The 23,020-nt window shown below is 66.7% G+C and carries 19 protein-coding genes; 11 read left to right on the plus strand and 8 right to left on the minus strand.

Annotated features, from left to right (window positions below):
• The first annotated feature begins 18 nt into the window (after positions 1–18).
• Both QHG62_RS17395 and QHG62_RS17400 read left to right on the plus strand, forming a co-directional pair.
• Positions 19–1,926, plus strand: a complete 1,908-nt coding sequence (locus tag QHG62_RS17395; protein WP_281146799.1) for a YadA-like family protein — start codon at positions 19–21, stop codon at positions 1,924–1,926.
• A gap of 121 nt (positions 1,927–2,047) precedes the next feature.
• The gene (locus QHG62_RS17400; protein WP_281146800.1) at positions 2,048–3,382 is read left to right on the plus strand and encodes an aminotransferase class III-fold pyridoxal phosphate-dependent enzyme; all 1,335 of its coding nucleotides are present in this window, start codon (positions 2,048–2,050) and stop codon (positions 3,380–3,382) included.
• Positions 3,383–3,399: 17 nt separating this feature from the next.
• Here the strand turns inward: QHG62_RS17400 and QHG62_RS17405 are convergent, their stop codons facing one another.
• Positions 3,400–4,236, minus strand: coding sequence for a ChaN family lipoprotein (locus QHG62_RS17405; protein WP_281146801.1), 837 nt, complete (start codon positions 4,234–4,236; stop codon positions 3,400–3,402).
• A 61-nt stretch (positions 4,237–4,297) separates the two neighbouring features.
• Here QHG62_RS17405 and QHG62_RS17410 point away from each other — a divergent pair, with 61 nt between their 5' ends.
• Complete coding sequence (locus tag QHG62_RS17410) at positions 4,298–5,359, plus strand: AbrB family transcriptional regulator (RefSeq protein WP_281146802.1); 1,062 nt, start codon at positions 4,298–4,300, stop codon at positions 5,357–5,359.
• A 79-nt stretch (positions 5,360–5,438) separates the two neighbouring features.
• Here the strand turns inward: QHG62_RS17410 and QHG62_RS17415 are convergent, their stop codons facing one another.
• Both QHG62_RS17415 and QHG62_RS17420 read right to left on the minus strand, forming a co-directional pair.
• Complete coding sequence (locus QHG62_RS17415) at positions 5,439–5,750, minus strand: BTH_I0359 family protein (protein ID WP_281146803.1); 312 nt, start codon at positions 5,748–5,750, stop codon at positions 5,439–5,441.
• Between the two features lie 97 nt (positions 5,751–5,847).
• Complete coding sequence (locus QHG62_RS17420; RefSeq protein WP_281146804.1) at positions 5,848–7,053, minus strand: DUF3108 domain-containing protein; 1,206 nt, start codon at positions 7,051–7,053, stop codon at positions 5,848–5,850.
• 134 nt (positions 7,054–7,187) lie between these two features.
• Between QHG62_RS17420 and QHG62_RS17425 the strand changes: the two genes are divergently transcribed.
• Positions 7,188–8,276 carry a fumarylacetoacetate hydrolase family protein gene (locus tag QHG62_RS17425; RefSeq protein WP_281146805.1) on the plus strand — a complete coding sequence of 363 codons (1,089 nt, stop codon included), beginning with the start codon at positions 7,188–7,190 and terminating at the stop codon, positions 8,274–8,276.
• Between the two features lie 27 nt (positions 8,277–8,303).
• On the opposite strand, the gene QHG62_RS17430 is transcribed toward QHG62_RS17425, so the two are convergent.
• On the minus strand, positions 8,304–9,083 hold the full coding sequence (locus QHG62_RS17430; protein WP_281146806.1) for a helix-turn-helix transcriptional regulator: 780 nt from the start codon (positions 9,081–9,083) through the stop codon (positions 8,304–8,306).
• An 81-nt stretch (positions 9,084–9,164) separates the two neighbouring features.
• Here QHG62_RS17430 and QHG62_RS17435 point away from each other — a divergent pair, with 81 nt between their 5' ends.
• From QHG62_RS17435 to QHG62_RS17445, 3 genes are read left to right on the plus strand one after another with little or no spacing between them, the layout of a single operon-like run.
• On the plus strand, positions 9,165–10,952 hold the full coding sequence (locus QHG62_RS17435; RefSeq protein WP_281146807.1) for an FAD-dependent monooxygenase: 1,788 nt from the start codon (positions 9,165–9,167) through the stop codon (positions 10,950–10,952).
• Positions 10,949–11,179 (plus strand): hypothetical protein, encoded by a 231-nt coding sequence (locus tag QHG62_RS17440; RefSeq protein ID WP_281146808.1) that lies wholly within the window; start codon positions 10,949–10,951, stop codon positions 11,177–11,179. Before QHG62_RS17435 ends, QHG62_RS17440 begins: the two co-directional genes overlap by 4 nt.
• 5 nt (positions 11,180–11,184) lie before the next feature.
• Entirely contained in the window at positions 11,185–12,159 is a 975-nt protein-coding gene (locus QHG62_RS17445; RefSeq protein WP_281146809.1) for a Bug family tripartite tricarboxylate transporter substrate binding protein, read from the plus strand.
• A 33-nt stretch (positions 12,160–12,192) separates the two neighbouring features.
• Here the strand turns inward: QHG62_RS17445 and QHG62_RS17450 are convergent, their stop codons facing one another.
• Entirely contained in the window at positions 12,193–13,314 is a 1,122-nt protein-coding gene (locus QHG62_RS17450) for a toxin-antitoxin system YwqK family antitoxin (protein ID WP_432445535.1), read from the minus strand.
• A gap of 101 nt (positions 13,315–13,415) precedes the next feature.
• Positions 13,416–13,829 carry a VOC family protein gene (locus tag QHG62_RS17455; protein WP_281146811.1) on the minus strand — a complete coding sequence of 138 codons (414 nt, stop codon included), beginning with the start codon at positions 13,827–13,829 and terminating at the stop codon, positions 13,416–13,418.
• A gap of 64 nt (positions 13,830–13,893) precedes the next feature.
• Between QHG62_RS17455 and QHG62_RS17460 the strand changes: the two genes are divergently transcribed.
• The 4 genes from QHG62_RS17460 to QHG62_RS27740 all read left to right on the plus strand — a co-directional run bounded on the left by QHG62_RS17460 (position 13,894) and on the right by QHG62_RS27740 (position 18,857).
• A complete protein-coding gene (locus QHG62_RS17460; protein ID WP_281146812.1) occupies positions 13,894–15,126 on the plus strand; it encodes a TraB/GumN family protein in 1,233 nt (410 codons plus the stop codon).
• Between the two features lie 11 nt (positions 15,127–15,137).
• The gene (locus QHG62_RS17465; RefSeq protein WP_281146813.1) at positions 15,138–15,509 is read left to right on the plus strand and encodes a DUF2946 family protein; all 372 of its coding nucleotides are present in this window, start codon (positions 15,138–15,140) and stop codon (positions 15,507–15,509) included.
• Positions 15,510–15,624: 115 nt separating this feature from the next.
• Entirely contained in the window at positions 15,625–17,910 is a 2,286-nt protein-coding gene (locus tag QHG62_RS17470; RefSeq protein WP_281146814.1) for a TonB-dependent receptor, read from the plus strand.
• A 38-nt stretch (positions 17,911–17,948) separates the two neighbouring features.
• Complete coding sequence (locus QHG62_RS27740) at positions 17,949–18,857, plus strand: copper chaperone PCu(A)C (protein ID WP_348638667.1); 909 nt, start codon at positions 17,949–17,951, stop codon at positions 18,855–18,857.
• Positions 18,858–18,865: 8 nt separating this feature from the next.
• On the opposite strand, the gene QHG62_RS17485 is transcribed toward QHG62_RS27740, so the two are convergent.
• Together QHG62_RS17485 and QHG62_RS17490 are read right to left on the minus strand one after the other, a co-directional pair.
• Positions 18,866–20,599, minus strand: coding sequence for a phospholipase D family protein (locus QHG62_RS17485; RefSeq protein WP_281146815.1), 1,734 nt, complete (start codon positions 20,597–20,599; stop codon positions 18,866–18,868).
• Positions 20,600–20,692: 93 nt separating this feature from the next.
• Positions 20,693–22,594 carry an ATP-binding cassette domain-containing protein gene (locus QHG62_RS17490; protein ID WP_281146816.1) on the minus strand — a complete coding sequence of 634 codons (1,902 nt, stop codon included), beginning with the start codon at positions 22,592–22,594 and terminating at the stop codon, positions 20,693–20,695.
• Positions 22,595–23,020: the final 426 nt, after the last annotated feature.

Consider the following 23,020-nt stretch of genomic DNA (forward strand, 5'->3'; position numbering starts at 1 on the left):
GACCGAGGAGAAGAAACCATGCGCTTTCGAGGCAGGCGCCGGCTGGGGGCCGGCATTGCATTGGCCTTTTGCGCGGCGGCGGCCGCACCGGCAGGCGCGCAGGTGCTCAACCCCAACACCTGCCCCGGCGGCACGCTCTACAGCAGCACCGACCCGGGCGCGTACTCGGGCTTCAGCGCGCATCGCGACATCGTGCAGCAGGACTGCCAGAGCAACATGGCGGGCGGATCGGGCGCGCAGGCCGGCATCGACCTGAGCAGCGCGAACACGGCTCTAGGGCGCGACAGCAGCGCAAGCGGCGGCCAGGCGACAGCACTCGGGCGCGGCAGCACTGCGGCGGGCGTTTCGGCCGCGGCAGTCGGCGCGAACAGCAACGCGACCGGCAACGGCGCCACCGCAATGGGCTCGAACAGCAGTGCGACTGCCAACTCGGCCACGGCCATAGGTTCGAACACCGTGGCCTCGAGCGGCTCGGCCACCGCGGTGGGCAATGTGGCCAACGCCACGGGCGAGGCGGCATCGGCAGTGGGCTATCGCGCGCTGGCATCTGGTGACGGATCTGCCGCATTCGGACGCGAAAGCGAGGCCAGCGGCGACAGCAGCACGGCGCTGGGCGACATGGCTACCGCCTCGGGACGCAGCGCAATGGCGCTCGGCCGCGAAGCCCGCGCTACGAGCGATTTCGCGCTGGCGTTTGGCGCCAGCGCAAGGGCGACCGACATGGGTGCCTTGGCCATCGGAACGGCAAGCTTCGCATCGGGTTTCAACAGCGTGGCAATGGGCACGGGCAGCAGCTCGAGCGGTGCGGGGTCGGTCGCCATCGGCGCTGGCAGCACGGACGGCGGGCGCGAGAACGTCGTTTCGTTCGGCAGCACGACGGACCGCCGCAGCCTGATCAACATCGACGGCATCAGCGCGGCGGGCCACGTCGACGCCGGCGGTCTTTCCGTGAACGGCAATGCTTCGGTGGCGGGGCGGCTGACCTCCGGCAGCATCGACAACCTGGGCGGCGGTATTACCAACGCTGGGCGCATCAGCGGCGTTACCGCCGGCGCCGTAACAGCGACCTCGACCGATGCGGTCAACGGAAGCCAGCTCTATGCAGTAAGGAGCACGGCCGAGCAGGCACTGAACCTGGCAAGCCAGCAGGGCACGCAGGTGCAGCAGATCACGACGCAGGTGACCCAGAACACGCAGCAGATCACTCAGCACACCGAACAGATCGCAGAGCACACCCAGCAGATCACGCAGAACACACAGCAGATCGAGCAGCAGGCGGTGCAGATACAGGCCATGGTCAATGGCCAGTTGGGTGTCTGCACCGTCAATGGCGGCGCCCTGCAATGCTCGGTGCAGGGCCAGGCGGCTGCACGTGCGGAGGGCGCGGGTGCGGCGGCGGTCGGCAATGGCTCGCAGGCCACCGGCAACGGTGCGCTTGCCGTAGGCCGCAACGCTAAGGCGCTTGCGGCCGGGGCCATGGCGCTGGGCGACGGCAGCACGGCCAGCGCGAGCAATGCGGTGGCGCTGGGCCAGGGATCGGTGGCCGACCGGCCCGACAGCGTGAGCGTGGGCAACGCGGCCACGGGCTACCAGCGGCAGATCACCAACGTGGCACCCGGCGTGGCGGCCAGCGATGCGGTCAACCTTGCGCAGATGGAGCGCGCGGTGGCCGTGTCTTACGGCCAGGCGCGCGACTTTGCCGCGCGCGGCGTGGCGCAGGCCATGGCGATGCCGTCGATCCCGATGCTCGCGCCCGGACGCAAATGGCTGGGCGCGGCGGTGGGGCACTACGCAGGGCAGTCGGCACTGGGCGTGGCCTTTGCCTATCAGCTCGACGAGCGCTGGAGCGTGGGCGCGGGCCTGAGCGCAGCGGCGGGCAACAGCGCGCAGCTCGGCGGCAGGCTGCAGGCGGGCTACCAATGGTGATCGGGGGCTGAGCGCCGGCAGAGCCAGGCCATGAGGCGGGCCCGTGGCAAAAGTGCAAGAATGCCACGGGCGGCCGCCGCAAGGGCGGCCAGCATCCACCGAGACCAAGAAGGACGCACGCATGGCCTACCAGGACTTCAACATGGGCAACCAGTGGTTGCCCTTCACGCCCAACCGCCACTTCCAGAAAGACCCGCGCGTCTTCGTGGCGGCCGACGGCATGACGTTCACCACGCACGACGGCAAGAAGGTGATCGACGGGATCTCGTCGCTGTGGTGCGTGGGCGCGGGCCACAACCGCAAGCCGATCAACGAGGCGATCAAGAAGCAGCTCGATACGCTCGACTACGCCACCGCCTTCCAGGTCAGCAACGACAAGGCCTTCAAGGCGGCGGAAATGATCGCCTCGCTGGCGCCCGGCGACCTGAACAAGGTGCTGTTCTGCAATTCGGGCTCCGAGGCGGCGGACACCTCGATGAAGGTGGCGCTGGCCTACCACCGCGCACGCGGCGAAGGGCACCGCAACGTGTTCATCGGCCGCGAGAAGGGCTACCACGGCGTGGGCTTCGGCGGCATGTCGGTGGGCGGCATTCCGGGCAACCGCAAGGTGTTCGGATCGGCCTTCTTGCCGCGCGTGGACCACATGCGCTTCATCCACGATCCGGTGAACCACGCCTACATCCACAACGAAGAGCCGGTGTGGGCCGAAGACCCGCTGGTCGAGCTCGAGACCCGCATTCTTCCGCTGCACGACCCGAGCAACATCGCCGCCATCATCGTGGAGCCGGTGGCCGGTTCGGCCGGCTGGTACCTGCCGCCGAAGGGCTACCTGAAGCGGCTGCGCGAGATCTGCGACAAGCACGGCATCCTGCTGATCTTCGACGAGGTCATTACGGGCTTCGGCCGCATGGGCACCAACTTCGCGTCGGACTATTTCGGCGTGGTGCCCGACATGCTGAACTTTGCCAAGTGCGTGACCAACGGCGTCATTCCGCTGGGCGGCGTGATCTGCCGCGACAAGCTCTACGACGCGATGATGAAGACCGACGCGCCGGAGCACGTGGTGGAGTTCTTCCACGGCTACACCTACTCGGGCCACCCGGTGGCGTGTGCCGCGGCCATTGCCACACTCGACCTGTTCAAGGAAGAGAACCTGTTTGCGCGCGCGGGCGAAATGGGCAAGGTGCTGGGCGATGCGTTCCACAGCGCATTCAAGGGCCTGCCGAACGTGATCGGCATCCGCAGCCTCGGCCTTGCCGCGGCGGTGGAGCTTGCGCCGATTGCGGGCACGCCGGGCAAGCGTGCCTACGACATCTTTCTGGACTGCTTCCACAAGGGCGCGCTGGTGCGGCCCGCGGGCGACGTGCTGGTGATTGCGCCGCCTTACATCGTCGAAAAGCAGCACATCGACACGCTGGTCAACGCGCTGGCGGATTCGATCAAGAAATTCGCCTGAGCCGCCGGGCGCCCGGGCTACGCGGGCGCCCGCATGCCCGCGCAGTAGTCTTTGGGCGGCAGGGCGGGCGTGCGCCACACGGCGTCGTAGGCGCCCCTGTTTTCTTCGTCGGCCTCGGGTGAGTCGCCGGCCTGCAGCCGCACCGTCTTGACCGAAACGTCGGTCGGCAAATGCTGCGGCACGCCCAGCACCTTGGTGGCGTGGCCTGCGCCGCTGATCAGCAGCACCGTCCTGCCCGGCTGCCGGGCCTTGACGATGGCTTGCGCCATGGCACGGTCGCGGCCGACCTGGATGCGCGTCATTGGCACGATCTGGGCTTCGGGCAGCAGCTTGCAGTGGCCTTCGCGCACGGCGTCCTGCTGCGCGGTGTAGGCCTCGCCGTTGAGCTGCACGTCGAGCGAGACGTCGGCCATGGCGTTCTTCATTCGCGCGCGCGGCATGTTGGCGCCGATGACGGGCACGCCGGCGCGCACCGCGGCCATCACCGCCGGGCCGTAGCTGCGCCAGGGCCAGGCCTTGTCGTTCCAGCCGAGGGCGGCTTGCACCTGCGCTTCGGTGGCCGTGCGATCGAGGCGGGCGGTGCTGCTGCCTTCTTCGGCCATTTCGAGCAGCAGCGCGGCCAGCTTGCCCTGGCTTGCCAGCGACTCGACGGTTTCCCGTTCAATCGATTGGTGCTCGGCCGCATCGTGCTGCTCGCCCAGGATGAGCGCATCCGCCGGCAGCAACGCAGCGGCACGCTGTGCCACCGGCGCATCAGGGCCCGGCAAAAAAGAGGAGCACCCTGCAAGCACGGTGGCGGCGAGCAGGGCAAACAGAAACCGGGGAGCCCGCACGGGCAGGGGGTGGCGTTGCATCGCGCCATACTATGCGTTGGCGCCTGCACGCCGTGCCGTCCAATTTCGCTTTTTTCCTGTGGTGTCTTTCCGCTTTCCGGTTCGCGTGCTGGCCACGCTGTTGCTTGCACTCGCCGCGGCGGGAATCTGCCTCGCCCTGCACACGCCCCTGCCCTGGATGATCGGTCCGCTGCTGGCGGTGTCGCTGGCGTCGATTGCCGGCTCCCCCACGGCCAGCTACACGCCGCTGCGCAACGCCGGGCAGTGGACCATCGGCACCGCGCTCGGCCTCTACTTCACCCCGCAGGTGGTCGCGCTGGTGGCCGGGGTCTGGTGGGCCATTGCGCTCGCCATTGCCTGGGCCTTGCTGCTCGGCTGGGGCTTCGGGTACTGGCTTCATACGCTGCATGCCAAGCGTATGCCGCATGTGCCGGCAAAGTCGATGAGAGCGACAACTTACTTCGCAGGTGCCATTGGTGGCGCGTCGGAAATGACGCTGCTCTCCGAATCGGCCGGCGCACGCACCGATCTTGTGGCTGCCGCCCACAGCCTGCGCCTGGTGGTGGTCACCGTCACCATTCCCTTTGCCATGCAGTGGAGCGGCTTGCACGGGCTCGAGATCAATCCGCCCATGGTGCGCGAGGTGAATGCGGGCGGGCTCCTGCTGCTTGCGCTGGCCACCGGCATCGGCGGCCTTGCCATGCGGGCGCTTGGGCGCACCAATCCGTGGTTCATGGGGCCGCTCGTGGTTGCCATGGGTTTCACCATTGCGGGCCAGCCGCTGTCGGCCGTGCCCACCTGGATGTCGAACACCGCTCAGCTTGTGATTGCCGTGAGCCTGGGCGTGCGCTTCAGCCGCGAGTTCTTGCACACGGCGCCCCGCTGGCTGGGTTCGGTGGCGCTGGGCACGGTCGCCATGCTGGTGATTTGCGCCGGCGCCGCATGGTTGCTGGCGTGGGCAACCGGGCTTCACCCCGCCACGATGATCCTGGGCACCTCGCCTGGCGGCATTGCCGAGATGTCGATCACCGCCAAGGTGCTGCAGCTCGGCGTACCGGTGGTCACCGCGTTTCAGGTATGCCGGCTGGTGGCTGTGCTGCTGCTGGTGGGGCCGGCGTACCGGTGGATCTACGGCAGGAAATGAGCGGCGCGGCGCTGTGCAGGCGTAAAAAAAGCGCCTGAGGAGGCGCCTTTTGTCTTGGCGGAGGGGCTCGGCAGGGCGCTCAGTGCACCAGCACCGGCGTATGAGCCAGTTCCGCATAGCCCTCGAGCGTGTCCTCGACTTCTTCCTGGGTGGGCGTATTGAGCTGCCAGGCGGCAATCTGCTGCTGGAACAGTTCGGCCCATGAGCCGTCGAGGTAAACCTCCTTGCCCGAGCGTTTGTCGACGATTTCGAAGCCGTGGCGTTCCAGGACCGGCACGTTGGGGTGGACCGGCGTGTCGCTTTCGTTCGGCTGCACGTGCACGACGACGAAGGACTCTGAGTCATAGAGCATGTTCATTGCGGGGCCTGTGAGGATGTCGATGGCGTTCATGGGGGTTAGATAGCAATCAACGCGCCAGTTTCAAGCTCGGTTGTCTTTTTGTAGGGAAAACGCATTAATTCCTATGGCTGTTGACCCCACTGTCACGCTAGCTGGGCGGCCCCGCGGGAAGGGATTCGCGCAACTGCATGTCGGCAAAGTCGCCGTTGGCCTGTGTCTGTTTCATCCGTACGGGCAGGTAGCCGAGGGCCGGCGCAAGCCAGATCTCGATCTTGTCGTCGAATTCGCGGCGAGGGCTGCGGGTGAGCTTTCGCACCGCAAAGTCGCCGGCGGGCACGGTCATCTGCTCTTCGCCCTCGATGTTGAACACCCAGACGCCCGCATCGCGTGGCCCGACCGTCTGGACGGAAATGCGGCTGCCGGCCGGGTAGCGCCCCGGGTCGCCCGCCAGCATGCCGCCAAGCTGCATCACCACGCTGAGACGGTCTTGCGCACCCGGCAGCAGGGGTACGCTGGGCGCGTTGTTGCTGAACATCACCTGGCCCTGGTCGCGCAGGAAGTGCGAAGCCACCTCGCCCTTGCGGCTCTCGGAAAAGCGGTCCGGCTCGATGCCGGTGGGGCCGATCTTGCCGGTGCTGTGCTGGCTGCGAATGGTCTTGAAGAGGAATTTGAGCGCCAGCCGCGCGTCGTAGCTGCTGCCGTCCTGCAGCCAGACCAGGTCGCCGAAAACGCCCTGCATCGGCGAGGCGCCCTGCTGGCCGGTTACCGCGAAGGCGAGCTTGACCGAACCGGGTATGCGCAGCGCCTCCGGTCCGACGACATTGCCGGCGGCGGCACTGGCGGCGCCCGCTGCGCCGCCATCGCCTACACCGGCGTTGGTGGTGCTGCCCGCTCCGCCTAGCGCGGCGCCTGCCGGGGCGCTTGCCGGTTGCTCGGGAGTGTTTGCTCCTAAATCGATAGCGTCTTGCGTTGTGAGGGCCCGCGTTTCTGGTGGAGGCTCTTCGAAAACCTGGGGCGCCGGAACTGGCATGGGCTCAGGTGCCGCCGCTGCCGGCTTGGGCCTGGAAGGCTCGCGCGGCCGCCGCGGTTTTGCGGGCGGCGGCGGCTTGGCTTCGGCGGGAGCGGGCGCAGCGGCAGCAGCCGGTTTTTCCGCAGCGGGCGGCGCGATCACGATCGTCCGGGTGATGAACTTGTTTGCGAGCGGTGACGGATCGGGGCCTATGGCCGTGGGCGCCAGCCCCAGCAGCAGAACATGAACCAGCCCCACCGCCAGGGTCAGCCCGGCCAGCGCCCGCCACGACGGCCGCGCGGGGGGCGCAACTGACGGGAGCGGAAGGGCGGCGAGCGTCGGCATTGAGGTGTGGAGTGAGCGCCGGCGCCGAGGTTCACAAAGAGCACCTCGGTACACTGCCGCCCGTTCACCCAGTTTAGTGGGCACGGCGCCGGCTCTCGTGTTTGCGCCGTGCCCTTCATCACGCATTTGCCACCATGAAACTCGCCACCCTGAAGGACGGCTCCCGCGACGGCCAGCTCGTCGTCGTCTCGCGCGACCTCACGCTCGCCCACTACGCCACCGGCATTGCCAGCCGGCTGCAGCAGGTGCTGGACGACTGGGGCTTCATGGGCCCGCAGCTGCAGGACCTGTACGACGCGCTCAACAACGGCCGCGCGCGCCATTCCTTTCCGTTCGATCCCTCGATGTGCACGGCGCCGCTGCCGCGCGCCTACCAGTGGGCCGACGGCTCGGCGTACCTGAACCACGTCGAGCTGGTGCGCAAGGCGCGCAACGCCGAAGTGCCTGAAAGCTTCTATCAAGACCCGCTGATGTACCAAGGCGGCAGCGACGACTTCCTGGGCCCGACCGACGACATCGTGGTGCCGAGCGAAGCCATGGGCATCGACTTCGAGGCCGAGATCGCGGTGATTACCGGCGACGTGAAGATGGGCGCCACGCCCGACCAGGCGCTCGACGGCATCCGCCTGGTGATGCTGGCCAACGACGTGAGCCTGCGCGACCTGATTCCCGCCGAACTGGCCAAGGGCTTCGGTTTCTTCCAGAGCAAGCCCGCCACCGCCTTCAGCCCCGTGGCAGTGACGCTCGACGAGATCGGCGAGGCTTGGCAGAACGGCCGCGTGCACCTGACGCTGCAAAGCAGCTGGAACGGCCGCAAGGTCGGCATGTGCGACGCCGGTCCGGAAATGACCTTTCACTTCGGCCAACTCATCGCCCACATCGCCAAGACCCGCAACGTGCGCGCCGGTAGCATCGTCGGCAGCGGCACCGTGAGCAACAAGGGCGTGGAAAAGAACGGCCGCATGGACTGGCCCAAGGGCTACTCGTGCATCGCCGAGAAGCGCTGCATCGAAACCATCCAAGGCGGCGAGCCGGTGACCGAGTTCATGAAATTCGGCGACACGATCCGCATCGAGATGAAGGGGCTTGATGGCCGCTCGCTGTTCGGTGCGATCGACCAGGAGGTGGTGTCGGTGGCGGGGCGGCCGAAGGTGGCGCCGGTGTCGCTGGTCAACTCGCAGGCTGAACAACCCGATCAGGCTGGGGACGCAGCCGAAGACTGAGGCGGCAAGCGGGCTTGACGCGCTCGCTCACTGCGGCGCGGCGAGCAGCAGCTCTTTCTGGGACCGAATCCCCAGCCGCCGGAACGCCCGGTATTGATGGGTGCGCACCGTCGTCAGCTCGATGCCGATCTCGCGTGCCGCCTGCTTGGCGGTGCTGCCGGCCATCAGGTGGCCGATGACTTCCCGCTCCCGCAGGCTCAAGGTCAGCAGACGCGAAGCCAGCGAGGGCGCGACCGTTTGCCGGCCGACCGCCGCGCTGCGGCCATGGGCCATCGTGGCCTCGGCCAGGAGGGTGGCGTGGCTCTCGATTGCCGCGAAGTCGCGCTCGTCGAATTCAGGCTGCGCGAGGCTCCGGTAGAAGCTCACCGCCACGCGCTGGCCGGTGGGGGTCAGCAGCAGCACCGACGCACGTTCGCGAATGCCCACGTCGCCGTAGCAGGCGGCGCGGTAGGCGGGGTCGGCCACCTCCTCGGCGCGCTGGTAGCCCAGCCACAGCTGCGCGCGCTTGGGCAGCTTGCGTTTCGCCAGCCAGGTCATGTTGGGATCGAGCAGGTCGAAGCGCTGCGCCACATAGCCCTCGGCGGTGCGTTCGGCCGTGGTGCCGTAGCTGCTGGCCGCCGACACGGCCTCGATGCGGCCGGTGGCATCGACCGCGAACACGGTGCAGAAGGTCACGGGCATCACGCGGTGCATGGCCGAGAGGCAATTGGCTGCGAGCTGCGGCGTGCCGATGCCCGCCAGCACGTCGCGGACGACGGCCGCGGACAGCGTGGTGTCGGCAGTGGGTTGAATGCGCCAGCGTCTCATGGGGGCAGACCAGACTAGGGTAAATACGTCGTACAAAGTTATGACAACGGCTGTTGTCCCGCATCGGGACAATCCCGCTGCATGACCAACCCCACCACTGCGGCCGACGCACCGGTACCCGGTGCCATTGCCGCCGATGCCGCGAGCGGCCCCGTGCCGCCGATGTCCAGCGCGACCGGGCTGCCGCCTTCGGTCGGTGCCTTTCACTACACGCGCTACAAACCGTGGACGCCGCCGCTGGAGCAGGGCGGCGTGGAGCCGGGTCGCCATCCGGTGGTGATTGCGGGCGGCGGGCCGGTCGGAATGGCCCTGGCGCTGGGGCTCGCGAACCATGGCGTGCGCTGCGTGGTGCTCGAAGCCGACGAGACGGTGTGCGTGGGCAGCCGCGCGGCCTGCATTTCGCGCCGCAGCCTGGAGATCATGGCGCGGCTCGGCGTGCTTCCGGCGTTCATGGCCAAGGGCCTGCCGTGGACCGGCGGGCGCAGCTTCTACAAGACGGCCGAGGTGTTCCGCTTCGAGATGCCGCACGACGAGCGGCAGAAGCTGCCGCCGATGATCAACCTCGAGCAGTACTACGCCGAGCACTACCTGCTGGAAGAGATCTTCCGCCGCAACGAGGCGGAGCCGGGGCTCATCGACATCCGCTGGGGAACCGAACTCACAGGCATTGCGCAAGACGAAGACGGTGTGACGCTGGAGGTGCGCAACGCAGAGGGCGACTACCGGATGCAAGGCCAATGGCTCGCGGCCTGCGACGGCGGCCAGAGCTTCGTGCGCAAGTCGCTGGGGCTGTCGCTCGAGGGTACGGGCTACGAGGGCCGCTACGTGATCATCGACATCGAACTGCACAGCGGTCATCCGACCGAGCGCCGCGCGTGGTTCGATCCGCCGTGGAACCCTGGCTCGACCGTGCTGATGCACCGCCAGCCCGACGACATCTGGCGCATCGACTACCAGCTGCGCGCCGGCCAGAGCACCGAGGAGGCGCTGACGCCGGCGGCCGTGGCCGAGTTCGTGCAGCGCCATCTGGATGCCATCGGCGAAGGCCACCTGCCATGGAAGACGGTGTGGACCTCGGTCTACCGCGCGGGCGCGATGACGCTCGAAAGCTACCGGCATGGCCGCGTTCTCTTTGCCGGCAACGCGGCGCATGCGATGCCGATCTTCGGCGTGCGCGGCCTCAATTCGGGCTTTGACGATGCCGACAACCTGGCCTGGAAGCTGGCGTTCGTGGCACGCGGGTTTTCCGATGCAGCGTTGCTCGACTCGTATTCGCAGGAGCGAATCGAGGCCTTTCACGTCAATGCCGAGAACGCCATGCGCAGCACCGAATTCATGTCGCCGCCTTCGCGCGGCTTCGATCTGATGCGCGAAGCGGCGCTGTCGCTGTCGGAGGCGCATCGCGGCATTGCCCAACTGATCAATCCGCGGCAGACGCAAGCCGTTCGCTACGCGGTTTCGGCCTTGTCCAGCGAAGGCGATGTGCTGCCGGCGGGTCCGTTGCCCGGAGAGGTGATGGCCGATCAGCAGCTTGAGCAAGGGCACCTGACAGACTGGGTCACTCCGGTGTTCACGTTGCTCGTGCTGCGGCCGCGGGCCGGTACCGCCTTGCCGCCCGAAGACGAGGTGGCTCACGCGCTGCGCGGCGATCTGCCGTTTGCGATTCGCGTCATCGCGGGAGCCGGCATCGACGGCGCCGATGCGCATGCGGACGCGACGGTCTTCGAGGCGCTGGGCGCAAGCGCCGGCGCCATTTATCTGCTGCGGCCCGACGGCCATGTGGCCGCGCGCTGGCAGCGCTTGCCGAGCGGCGCGTTGGCCGAGGCGCTGCACCGCGCCGCCGCCGCTTTCAAGGAGATCGCTGCATGACGACATCGCTGGCCCCCGATGCGCGGGACCGTATCTACGCGGAGTGCGCGCGCGCCATCACCGAAGCGGGCACCGAGCGCGAATCGCTGTTTCTCTCGCGGCTTGCGCTGCTGCTGTTCGAACAGGTCGGCGACGAGGCGCGCTGCCGCCGCGCGTTGGCCGACGCACTTCATGCGCTGCCCGTACCATCGCTGTCCGCAACCCAATCACAACAAACCGGAGACTGATCCACATGGACCGCCGCACTCTTCTGGCCACGCTCGCTTCGGGCGCCGCCATGGCCGCAACCCCGTTCGCCCGCGCGCAGGAATATCCCTCGCAGCTCATCAAGTGGGTGGTGCCCTACCCCGCGGGCGGCGGTACCGACGTGATTGCGCGCACGCTGGCCGAGGCCATGCGCCAGACCTTGGGCCAACAGATCGTCGTCGACAACCGGCCCGGTGCCTCGACCAACATCGGCGCCGACCTTGTCGCCAAGAGCAAGCCGGACGGCTACACCGTGATGTCGGCCGACAACGCCGTGCTGGCCTTCAACGAACACCTGTTCGGCAAGCTGCCTTTCAACCCTGAAAAAGACTTCACCTACATCGGCGCGATCGGCAAGTTTCCGCTGGCGCTGGTGGTCCACCCGGACTTTCCGGCCAAGAACTTCAAGGAGTTCCTGGCCTATGTGAAGGCCAATCCGGGCAAGGTCAACTACGCCTCGCCGGGCAACGGCTCGCCGCACCACCTGGCAATGGAAATGTTCAAGGTGCGCACCGGCACCTTCATCACGCACATTCCCTACCGTGGCGCCGCCCCGGCCATGGCCGACGTGATGGGCGGTCAGGTGCCGTGCATGTTCCTGGACCTGGCCTCGGGCCTGCCGATCATGCAGGGCAACAAGGTGCGCGTGCTTGCCATCGGCTCCGGCGCCCGCAACAAGCTGCTGCCCAACGTGCCCACACTGGCGGAAGTGGGCGTGCCCAATACCGAGGTGTTCGCGTTCCAGGGCGTGCTTGGCCCGGCCGGGCTTCCGCCGGTGGCGGTGACCAAGCTCAACGGCGACCTCAATCGGGCTTTCAGCACGGCTGCCGTGCAAAAGCGCTTCGATGATTTCGGCATGGAAGCCATGCCGGGAACGCCGGGGCAGTTCGAAGCGCTGGCGCGCGCCGAGTCCAAGCGCTGGGGACCGATCATCAAGCAGGCCGGCATCAAGCTGGACTGAGGATCCGGGCGGCGCGCGCAGCGCCTGGGCGAGCTATTTTTTCGAGCCGTCTTCCAGAACGTGCTCGTCGCGTTGCAGCTCACCGTTCTCGTCCCAGCTGCGCTCGCGCGTCACGCGGCCCTTGGCGTCGAAGCTTGACTCGGCGAGCAGCGTTCCCTTTTCGCTGAACCGCTGGTGCTTGCCGACCGGCACCTGCCGGCCCCGCGCCGTGACCAGGTAGCGGCCATGTGCCGCGCGCTGCCCGCTTTCATAGAACTCGGTGATGTCGACCGCGCGCGCATCGCCGGACCCGCTGTAGGCAGACTTGCTGCGGGGCTGTCCATTGAGGTAGTAGCTGTCGTGCCGTACCGGCTGGCCCGCAGGGTTCCATCGCTGATCGCGGATCAGCGAGCCTTTTTCAGAGAATTCCTGCTCGCGCTGCCGCACCGCGTTGCGTTCGATCAGCAGCCACACCGTTTCGCGGCGCTTCACGCCTTCGGATGAAAAGTGGCGCTCGGTGCGCTGGTTGCCGACGATCTCGTCTTGCACCGAGGGCTTGCCGTTGTCGTAGAAGTCTTGCGACCGCACGCGCTTGCCGAGCATGTACGACAGCCGCGAACGCAGGAACCCGCGCGCATCGAAAAGTTGGACTTGCGAGGGCCCGCCTATGAAGCCGCACAGCTGGGCGTCGTCGGCCGCGGGGGCGAGCATGGCGGTTTCGCCGCAGCGCAGTGCAGACAATTGGCCGCGCTCGGTGAACTCGACAAAGGCGCGGTCGGTTCCGGTGCTGGGGTAAAAAGTGACGCGGCGCAGCCGGCCGCCGGGATAGAAGCTGCGAACCAGCCCGCGCTCCTGGCCGTCGTCGTAAGTGGCCTCGCGCAACACCTGCCCCTCGGGCCCGAACTCGCGGGCCAGGCCCTGGATGTTCCCGCTGGCATTGAGGATGTGTTCCCTGGCGAGCTTGCCTTTCTCGTAGAAGCGCGCGAGGCCGGTGAAGGCGCCGTTCTGCACCTGCTGTTCGCGCTGGGGCTCGCCGGTCGCCCGGTCCTTGCAGCGCATGAGTCCTGTTGTGCCGAGGAGCGTGCTGCCGTCGGAGGGGTTCACCCGGCGGCCGTTGAGTTCGCAGTCGGGTGCGGCATGTGCCGCGCCGGCGCTGAAGAATGTGAAGAGCGACAAGGCCGCGGTTGCGGCGCGCAGCGCAATCGCGCCAGATCCAATCGCGCCAGATCCTTTAGAAGGGAGGGCGAGCCGGCTCGGAGCGGCCCCGCGCCGGTGGGTCATTTGTCGTACAGCGCGGCGAGCGAACGGAACCCCTTGACCTCGATCGGATTGCCGAAGGGGTCGCAGAAGAACATGGTCCATTGCTCGCCCGGCTGCCCCTCGAAACGCACCTGGGGTTCCAGCACGAAGTCGGTGTCTGCGGCTTTCAGCCGCTCTGCAAGCGCCTCCCAGTCGGGCAAGGCGAGCACGATGCCGAAATGCGGCATGGGCACCATGGCGTTGCCGACCTGGCCTGTGCGCGTGGTGGCAAAGGGTTCGCCCAGGTGCAGGGAGATCTGGTGGCCGAAAAAGTCGAAGTCGACCCAGGTGTCGGTGCTGCGGCCTTCGGCGCAGCCGAGGACATTTCCGTAGAAGCGACGGGCCGCATCGAGGTCGCGAACGTGAAAGGCAAGATGGAAGATGCTCTGCATGGTTCCGGATTATGGGCAGCGGTGCTGTGAGAATGCCGGACTTTCTTTCATCGTGGAGCAAGCCTTGCGGATACTCCGGACCCTCTCTGCGCCAGCGCGCAATTTCGATTTGAAGGCGCCCGCGCGTTCATGGTTTCTTTCCTGCCTGCCGCGCCTCGCGCTGGCGGGCGTCTGCTCGGTTCTTGCGGCCGTGGCGCATGCCGCCTGCCCGCCTTCGGCCATTGCCAGTCTTGGCAAGCCAGGCTCGGCGGTCGGTCAGTGGAATGCGGTCGACCGGGGCTTGCTGTGGCGCGCCGACCGGGACGGGCGGACTTCCTGGCTCTACGGAACCATTCATCTCGGCCGGGCAGAGTGGGTGCGGCCGGGGCCCACGGTGCAAAAAGCGCTGGAGCAGAGCGACGCCCTCGCACTGGAACTCGATGCGCGCGATCCGGCGACCATGCGTTCCATGACCCAGCCGGCAGATCCGGCGCTGGTGGCGCGGCTGCTGAGCGGCGCGCGTGCGCAACGGCTCGCCCGCCAGAACGAGGCGGCCTGCGTACCGCCCGGAACCATGGAGGGGCTGCAGCCCATCTTGCAAGTGACGGCGCTGGCGGGCCTGGTGGCGCGCGCCGACGGCCTGTACCCCGAATTCGGCGTCGACGAGACGCTGGCCGTTTCGGCCCGCAACAACAACAAGCCGGTGTTCGCTCTCGAAAGCGCGGCATCCCAGTTGAAGATGCTGACGGGCGACTCCGAAACCGAAGAGGCGGAACAGATCGACGCCGCCCTCGACGAGCTGGAGTCGGGCCAGCTGCGCGCGCAGATGAAAGAACTGGCCGAAGCCTGGGCCCGCGGCGACGCGGACAAGCTGGGCCGCTATCCCGAATGGTGCAACTGCGTCAACACGCCGGCCGAGCGGCGGCTGATGAAGCGCCTCCTCGACGATCGCAATCCGGGACTGGCGGACGGCATCGAACGCATGCACGTGGGTGGGCGGCGCGTGTTCGCGGCTGTGGGTGCGCTGCACATGGTGGGGCCGCAAGGGCTGCCTGCGCTGTTGAAGGCGCGCGGGTTTACCGTTGCCGCGGTGCCGCTCTCGGCGCAGCCGCCGCTGGCGGTGCCCGCGGAGCCGGCAGCGGCGCCCCCCAAGGCGGAAGGCCGGAACGTACGAGGCGCTCGCAATTCCCGCAATACCCGTGACGCCCGCGGCACGCGCAGCAGCCAGGCCGCCAAGAGCAGCGGCGCCAAGGGTTCCAAGGGCAGTGCCAAGCCCGCGCAGCGGGCGTCCGCCACCAAGGGCAAACAGCGCCGATAATCGCGAACACCATGCACCTGCTGCGCAACCACCCCCGCTTCATCGGCCTTGTTGGCCGCTGGGCGCTGCTGTGGTTCGTGCTCTCGCTCGGCGTGGCGGTGGCGTCGCCCATCGTGCATCCGCAGGCCGTGGAACTGGTGTGTTCGAGCGTTGGCTCGGTCAAGGTGGTGGTTCACACCGAAGACGGCGTGCAGGAAGTGGGCGCCTCGCACATGGACTGCCCGCTGTGCGTGCTCACCGGTGCGCCGCCTCCTTCGGCGGACCCCGCCGGTTTTGATCTCCCCTTGCCGCTGGGCCGCGTGGTCCAGTCCATTCCCGCCGCGCGCCTTGCCGCGGCCACCGCCGCGCCGTTGCCGGCGCGCGGGCCGCCCACCTTCTCCTGAAGCTTTCAAAACCGTAGCCGCATGCGCCGATCGACAGGTGCGTGCGGCCCGTCTGGCTTGAAGTTCGTGGAGCAGGTTTCCAGTGAAAAAGCATTCCCGCGCCTTGGCAATTGCCATGGCATTTCCCTTTGGCGCGCCCTTGTGGGCGCAAGACGCGCCCGAGCCGCCTGAAAGCGGCAGCGGCGCGCGCACGCTGAGCACCGTCACGGTCAGTGACGGCCGCCCAACCTCGCTGCCGACGCAGATTCCCACCACCATCGAGGGGGTGACGGGCGAACAGGTCTCCGAAACGGTCAATGCGACCGACAGCGAAGACGCGCTCAAATACCTGCCCAGCCTCGTGGTGCGCAAGCGCTACATCGGTGATTTCAACCATGCGGTACTGGCCACGCGCGCCTCGGGCACGGGCAACAGCGCTCGCTCGCTGGTGTTCGCCGACGGCATCATGCTGTCGAACCCGCTAGGCAACGGCGCCACCTACGCGCCGCGCTGGGGCATGGTGTCGCCCGAAGAAATCGAACGGGTCGACGTGCTGTACGGGCCCTTTTCCGCCGCCTACCCGGGCAATTCGGTCGGCGCCGTGGTCGACTACGTGACGCGCATGCCCACCAGGCTCGAAGCGCACGTCAAGCTCAGCGGCTTCGCTTCGAACTTCGGCCTTTACAACAGCCATTCGTCTCCGGCGGGCCAGCAGATCGATTTGTCGCTGGGGAGCCGCAGCGGCAACTGGTCCTGGTGGCTCAGCGCCTCGCGCACCCACAGCAAGGGGCAGGCGCTGGTGTTCGGCAACCGGCTGGTGAGCGCCGGCACGGTGGGCAGTGCCGGCACTCCGGTGACCGGCGCGGTGCTGGGGCTGAACCCATCGAACCAGCCCTGGTGGCTGGCGGGCGGCTCGACCCTCTACGACACCACGCAGGAGCAGGCCAAGCTGAAGGTCGCCTACGACTTTTCGCCCACCCTGCGCGCAACGTACACCTTTGGCGCGTGGAACAACACCACGCACGGCAGCGTCGACACCTACCTGCGCGATGCGCTCGGACGGCCCGTGTATTCAGGGCGCGTGAACATCGCGGGGCGAACGTACAACCTGGATTCGCCGAGCGCCGCCCTGGCACCGACGGAGACAGCGCTCACTCACTACATGCACGGCCTTTCGGTCAAGAGCCACACCGGCGGCGTGTTCGACTGGGAGGTGGCGGCAAGCTTGTTCGACTATTCAAGCGACACCTCGCGCACGCCGACCACCCCGTTGCCGGGCGCATTCAACGGCGGGCCCGGCCGAACCACTGACATGGGCGGCTCCGGCTGGCACACCTTCAAAGCCGCGGGCACCTGGCGGCCGACCGGCTCCGCTGAAGGCGTGGGCGCCCATGTGGTCGACTTCGGTTTTCAGCAGGACACGGCGCGGCTCCGCACCAGCGTCGGCAATACGCTCGACTGGATCGGCGGGCCGGTGGTGGCGCCGTTTTCCGCCTTCAACGGCAACACGCGATTGCAGTCGCTGTATGTGCAGGACACCTGGCGCTTTGCCGAAGAGTGGAAAGCAACGTTCGGCTTGCGCCACGAGCGATGGGAAGCCTATGGCGGCCAGCTCGGCAACGCTGCGAGGCTGCTCGACTTTGCGCCGCGCAAGAACAGCTACGACTCGCCCAAGGCGGCGGTCGCCTGGCAAGCCACACCGGACTGGTTGTTCAAGGCATCGACCGGCCGCGCGGTGCGCATGCCGACCGTGAGCGAGCTCTACCAGGGATCGATCGAAGGCAACCGCATCGTCAATACCGACCCGAACCTGCGGCCGGAGCGCTCCTGGACCACCGAACTCAGTGCCGAGCGCGACCTGAAAAGCTGGGGCGTCGACGGCGTGCTGCGTACCACGCTGTTCGTGGAGAACACGAAGGACGCGCTCTATAGCCAGGCGCTCACCAACCTGGTGAGCACGGTGCAGAACGTCGATGCCATTCGCACGCGCGGCCTCGAGGTGGCGCTGAATGCGGTGGACGTGGGCATCAAGGGGCTGGACCTGGGCGGCAGCCTGACGCTGACCCGGTCGAAGATTGTTGCCAACAGCGGTTTTGCCGCCAGTGTGGGCCGCGATCAGCCGCGCGTGCCGAAAGTGCGTGCCACGCTGCTCGCCACCTACCGGCCCGATGCGAGATGGAGCTATACGGTGGGCGCACGATACAGCGGCAAGCAGTACGGCACGCTCGACAACAGCGATTCGAACGGCGCGGCTTACATGGGCTTTTCGAAGTTCTTCGTTGTCGATGCGCGCATCCGCTACCGCATCGACCGGCAGTGGAGCGCCGCCGTGGGCATGGACAACCTGAACAACAACAAGTACTGGGCCTTTCACCCGTATCCGCAACGCACCTTCGTGGCCGAGCTCAAGTTCGACCTCTGATTTTCTTTTTCACCGGCTTTCTTCAAGGAGTTCCATCAATGAACCATCCGCGCATCAACCTCAAGACCGTTGCCGCATGCGCCATGCTGGCGAGCGCGTCCACCGCTTTTGCCCACGTGACCCTGCCGCGGGGCGGCGCGACTGTGGGCAGCGACTACAACGCCGCCTTCCGCGTGGGCCATGCCTGCGAAGGGGCCAAGGCCACCACCGGCCTGGCCGTTCGCCTGCCGAAGGGCTTCGTGCTGAGCGACGCCCAGGCGCGCAAGGGCTGGAAGCTCGACGTGCAGAAAAGCGCCGGCGATGGCGAAGTGCGCTGGACCGCCGAAAGTGCCCAAACCGCGTTGCCCGCCAGTGAACGCACCGAATTCGTGTTGCGCGGCAAGGTGCCCTCCACGCCCGGTCCGCTGTGGTTCAAGGTGCTGCAGACCTGCGATGTCGGCAGCATCGATTGGGCGGAAGTGCCGGCATCGGGCAACTCGACGGCGGGCCTCAAGACGCCTGCCGCCAAGCTCGACGTGGTGGCGCAGGGCGTGGCCACGGTGGACGTGCGCGATGGCTGGGTGCGCCAGTCGGTCCCGGGGCAAAGCGGCACGGGTGCTTTCATGAAGCTCACCGCGCCCATGGGCGCCAAGCTGGTCGGCATCTCGACGCCGGCGGCCGGTGTGGCCGAGGTGCACGAGATGAAGATGGAAGGCGACACCATGAAGATGCGCGAGCTGCCGGGCGGCCTGGATCTTCCCGCTGGCCAGACGGTGGAACTCAAGCCGGGCGGCTATCACGTGATGATGATGGACCTGAAGCAGGCATTGGCCAAGGGAGCGACGGTGCCAATGACGCTCCGCTTCGAGGATGCAAAGGGCCAGAAGACATCGCTCGACGTGAAGCTGCCGGTGGGCGCACCGGAAGGCGCCGATGCGGCCGCGCCGGCTCATCAGCACAAGCACTGATCTGCCGGCTACAGCAACTGGTCGGGCGCCAGGGGGCCGAACAGCCTGAGCAGCAGGCGCAGGGTCATGCTCGCGTCGGGCTCGGTGGACGTGTCTTTCAGGCCGCTGCCTTCGGGTGCGCGCCAGAGCAGCGAACCATCGTTCAGTTCGACGCGCCATGAGCCTTCGCGCATGCCGCGCTCGATCTGCTCGGAGGCGGCGCGGGAGAGCTCGGCGCTTCGTACCAGCAGCGCAATTTCAGTGTTCTGCAATTGCGAGCGCAAGTCGAGATTCATCGATCCGACCACCAGCAGCCGGCCGTCCATCACCAGCACCTTCGAGTGCAGCATGGCGCGCGATTCGCCCAGGTTGCCGCTGCCGGAGGAGCCGAATGCGCTGCTCACGCCGGCCTGCTCGCTGCGCAGTTCATAGAGCTCGACGCCGAGCTTGAGCAGGTCTTCCCGATGCCGGGCATAGCCCACGTGCGCCACCGGGGCGTCGTTCGAAGCCAGGGAGTTGGTCAGCACCCTGATGCGAACCCCGCGTCCCCGGGCCGCCGCGAAGGCCTGCTTCATGTCGGGGCCAGGCACGAAATAAGGCGAAATGATGAGCAGGTCGCTGCGCGCCTGCCCGATCAGCTGCAACAAGCCCTCGACCACCGTATCGCTGCCGGCGGCAAGATCGGACGTGGCCTGGAGCGATGCCGCTCGCCGCGACGAACCGGCCGCATCTCCGGGGTGGCTGACCACCAGGCCAGGCGCTCTTGTCTGGTCGGGTCCTTTGTCGGCCGGGATCTTTCCGGGCTGATCGGCGAGCATGACTGCGGGCGCCCAGACGAAGCGGGCGGTCTTCAGATCAAGAGGCTTTTCGTCCCAGGCGCGGGCAAGTTGCGCAGAAGTGGGGGCGGCGCCAGGCTTCGGTTCGTCGTTGGCAGGTGCTGGCGCTGCGTTCTGCGCGCGGGTGGATTCGTCGGCCAGCTCGCGGTCGGCCTGCTGCGCGCGCTCGCGGATGGCTTTCAATTCTTCGCGCTTGACCAGCGATTGCACGGGATAGGCGCGCTCGTTGTTCCAATAGCTGTCGAAGCTGCGCGACAGGTCCTGCACGATCGGTCCGGCGGCCAGGATGTCCACATCGATGAAGTTGCCCTTCAGCGCGTTGCCGAAATACGCGTCGCCCAGGTTGCGGCCACCTGTTACGCCGAGAACGTTGTCCGCAATGAAGAGCTTGTTGTGCATCCGCTGCTGGATGCGCGAGGCATCACCGGCGGAATTGAGCATGCGCGCGAACGAAGAGCGGCGCCCGCCCGCAAGCGGGTTGAACAGCCGCATTTCGATGTTGGGCACGAAGGCCATGGCCAGCACCATCGCATCCCGGCCGGTGCTGTGAAGGTCGTCGAGCAGGATCCGTACGCGCACGCCGCGCTGGGCTGCCGAGCGGATGCTCCGCAGCAGCCGCCCGGTACTGGCATCGGCGTGGATGGCGTAGTACTGCAAATCGAGCGTTTTCTGCGCCCCCTCTATCAGGGCGAGCCGGCTGCCGTAGGCGGCGGGAGCGCCCCCGAGCAGCAGAAAACCCGATTCGAAGCGTGCCGCGTCGGTTTTTCGCCGCTGCTGGACCAGGGCCTCCAGCGGCGTGCCGGATGAGGGGGGAAGTGCGGTCGATACCGGCCGGTCGACGTTCTCGGGCAATTGCGCGCAGGCGCCTTGCAGCAAGATGGCCAGGAGCACGAGAGACCGGCCGAGGAACGCGGAGATGGAAGACATGCGGCTTTCCAGGAACTTGGAAGCCGCATGTATAGCCTAGTCGGCGTTGTCCGCGCGTGGGACGGCGGGCCAGTTTTTTGGAGAACTAACGCACTAACGTCCGGCGGACAATTCTTCCTGCCGCTCCAGGGCGGCCAGCAATTCGTCGTCGATCTGGGCGTGGCGCTGGCTCAGTTCGGCGGCGCGCGAGGCATCGGCGGCGTAAATCGCTCCGCCGTCGAGTTCGAGCATTTCGCCGATGCGCTTTTGCTCGGCTTCGAGCGCTTCGATCAGGGCGGGAAGGGCGTCGAGTTCACGCTGCTCCTTGTAGCTGAGCTTCTTGCGCGGCGCTGCCGGGCGAGCGTTCGCCGGTTCGGCGGGCGCCGCGGCTGGCGCGGCTGCAGGCGCCGGTGGGCTGGCAGCCTGCCGTTGTTCGGCAATCTCGCGAGCGCGCTTCGATTGGATCAACCAGTCTTGCACACTGCCTTCATATTCGCGCCAGCGGCCATCGCCTTCGAAAGCGATCGTGCTGGTCACCACATTGTCCAGGAAGGTCCGGTCATGGCTGACCAGGAACACGGTCCCGTCGTAATCCTGCAGCAGGCCCTCGAGCAGTTCGAGGGTGTCGATGTCCAGGTCGTTGGTCGGTTCGTCGAGCACAAGCACGTTGGCCGGCCGAGCGAAGAGGCGTGCCAGCAGCAGCCGGTTGCGCTCGCCGCCGCTGAGCGAGCGAACCGGGGAGTTCGCGCGTGCAGGGGAGAAGAGAAAGTCGGAAAGGTAGCTTTTGACGTGCTTGCGCTGGTTGCCGATTTCGATCCATTCGCTGCCGGGGCTGATGAAGTCTTCCAGCGTGGCGTCGAGGTCGAGCTTGTCGCGCATCTGGTCGAAATACGCTACCTGCAGGTTGGTGCCGCGGCGGATCTTGCCGCTGTCGGGCTCGAGTTCGCCGAGGATGAGCTTGAGCAGCGTGGTCTTGCCCGCACCGTTGGGGCCGAGCAGGCCGACTTTGTCGCCGCGCAGGATGGTGCCGGTGAAATTACGGATCACCGTCTTCTCGCCGAAGGACTTTGTCGCTTCGGTGAGTTCGGCCACGATCTTGCCGCTTGATTGGCCTGATGCCACGTCCATGTTGACGCTGCCCTGGACTTCCCGGCGCGCAGCGCGGCTTGCCCGCAGGGCTTCGAGCCGGCTGATGCGGCTTTGGCTGCGGGTGCGGCGGGCTTCGACACCCTTGCGGATCCAGATCTCCTCTTGCGCCAGCAATTTGTCGGCCTTGGCGCTGATGATGGCTTCCTGGGCGAGTTGCTCTTCCTTCTGCAGGAGGTATTGCTCGAAATTGCCGGGATAGGAACCCAGCTTGCCCCGGTCCAACTCAACGATGCGGGTTGCGACACGGTTCAAGAAGCTGCGGTCGTGCGTAACTGTGACAACGCTTCCCTTGAAGTCGATCAGCAATTGCTCGAGCCATTCGATGGAGTCCAGATCCAGATGGTTGGTGGGCTCATCTAATAGGAGCACGTCTGGCGCGGCTACCAAGGCCTGTGCCAACGCGACACGCTTGCGGGTACCGCCGGAAAGGGAGCCGACGCGGGCGTTGCGGTCCAAATGGAGCCGATGCAATGTTTCTTCTACGCGCTGCTCCCAGTTCCAGGCGTCGAACGCTTCAATCTGCGACTGAAGGGCGTCCAGATCCAGGCCATCCGCACCAGAGAGATAGAGATCCCGTATGGCAATGACAGGCCCCAGGCCCTGGCTGGCTGCGGTAAATACATCCGCGTCCATATCCAGTTGAGGCTCCTGGGCGACGTATGCGACACGGAGGTTCTGCTGCATCTGCAGCGTGCCGTCGTCGGTCTTTTCCAGACCGCCCAATATCTTCAGCAACGACGACTTGCCCGCACCGTTGCGGCCGATGAGGCCGATGCGCTCGGATTCGAGAAGAGAAAAGTCCGCATGATCGAGCAGCGGGACGTGACCGAACGCGAGTTGGGCGTCGAGGAGTGTGATGAGTGCCATGTGGCACGGATTATCGGAGGTGCCCCCGTTCCTTACAGGGCAGCGCGAAGCGCTGCCCTGTAAGGAACGGCTCCGGCGTCGATTTTGTTCACCGCAGTCTTGCAGCGCCCTGAATTGCGCTGCCCTGTAAGGAACGGCTCCGGCGTCGATTTTGTTCACCGCAGTCTTGCAGCGCCCTGAATTTGGCATATACTCGTGGGCTCGGCAGACAACGCTGCAAAGCGCTTCTAGCGGCCACCCTGACCGGGTGGAAGGCAAGAAGATGGAAGTCGAAAAAATCTTCTTCGAAGTTGACGCGGTTTGAAAAAACAGTGCATAATCGAAGGCTCCGCTGAAGCAGCTTCAGCGTCTTGCAACGAAGGTTGCGGGGTGCGACAAGAAGATGTGGAAAGCGAAAAAAGTTTGACGGTACTTAAAAAACCGTGA

The sequence above is a fragment of the Variovorax paradoxus genome (assembly GCF_029919115.1).
Classification (GTDB): domain Bacteria; phylum Pseudomonadota; class Gammaproteobacteria; order Burkholderiales; family Burkholderiaceae_C; genus Variovorax; species Variovorax paradoxus_O.

Excerpts from the sequence above, each read along its gene's own strand:
- QHG62_RS17395 (WP_281146799.1), top strand. The coding sequence starts at position 19 with ATGCGCTTTCGAGGCAGGCGCCGGCTGGGGGCCGGCATTGCATTGGCC.
- QHG62_RS17400 (WP_281146800.1), top strand. The coding sequence starts at position 2,048 with ATGGCCTACCAGGACTTCAACATGGGCAACCAGTGGTTGCCCTTCACG.
- QHG62_RS17405 (WP_281146801.1), bottom strand. The coding sequence starts at position 4,236 with ATGCAACGCCACCCCCTGCCCGTGCGGGCTCCCCGGTTTCTGTTTGCC.
- QHG62_RS17415 (WP_281146803.1), bottom strand. The coding sequence starts at position 5,750 with ATGAACGCCATCGACATCCTCACAGGCCCCGCAATGAACATGCTCTAT.
- QHG62_RS17420 (WP_281146804.1), bottom strand. The coding sequence starts at position 7,053 with ATGCCGACGCTCGCCGCCCTTCCGCTCCCGTCAGTTGCGCCCCCCGCG.
- QHG62_RS17425 (WP_281146805.1), top strand. The coding sequence starts at position 7,188 with ATGAAACTCGCCACCCTGAAGGACGGCTCCCGCGACGGCCAGCTCGTC.
- QHG62_RS17430 (WP_281146806.1), bottom strand. The coding sequence starts at position 9,083 with ATGAGACGCTGGCGCATTCAACCCACTGCCGACACCACGCTGTCCGCG.
- QHG62_RS17435 (WP_281146807.1), top strand. The coding sequence starts at position 9,165 with ATGACCAACCCCACCACTGCGGCCGACGCACCGGTACCCGGTGCCATT.
- QHG62_RS17440 (WP_281146808.1), top strand. The coding sequence starts at position 10,949 with ATGACGACATCGCTGGCCCCCGATGCGCGGGACCGTATCTACGCGGAG.
- QHG62_RS17445 (WP_281146809.1), top strand. The coding sequence starts at position 11,185 with ATGGACCGCCGCACTCTTCTGGCCACGCTCGCTTCGGGCGCCGCCATG.
- QHG62_RS17455 (WP_281146811.1), bottom strand. The coding sequence starts at position 13,829 with ATGCAGAGCATCTTCCATCTTGCCTTTCACGTTCGCGACCTCGATGCG.
- QHG62_RS17465 (WP_281146813.1), top strand. The coding sequence starts at position 15,138 with ATGCACCTGCTGCGCAACCACCCCCGCTTCATCGGCCTTGTTGGCCGC.
- QHG62_RS17470 (WP_281146814.1), top strand. The coding sequence starts at position 15,625 with ATGGCATTTCCCTTTGGCGCGCCCTTGTGGGCGCAAGACGCGCCCGAG.
- QHG62_RS27740 (WP_348638667.1), top strand. The coding sequence starts at position 17,949 with ATGAACCATCCGCGCATCAACCTCAAGACCGTTGCCGCATGCGCCATG.
- QHG62_RS17485 (WP_281146815.1), bottom strand. The coding sequence starts at position 20,599 with ATGTCTTCCATCTCCGCGTTCCTCGGCCGGTCTCTCGTGCTCCTGGCC.
- QHG62_RS17490 (WP_281146816.1), bottom strand. The coding sequence starts at position 22,594 with ATGGCACTCATCACACTCCTCGACGCCCAACTCGCGTTCGGTCACGTC.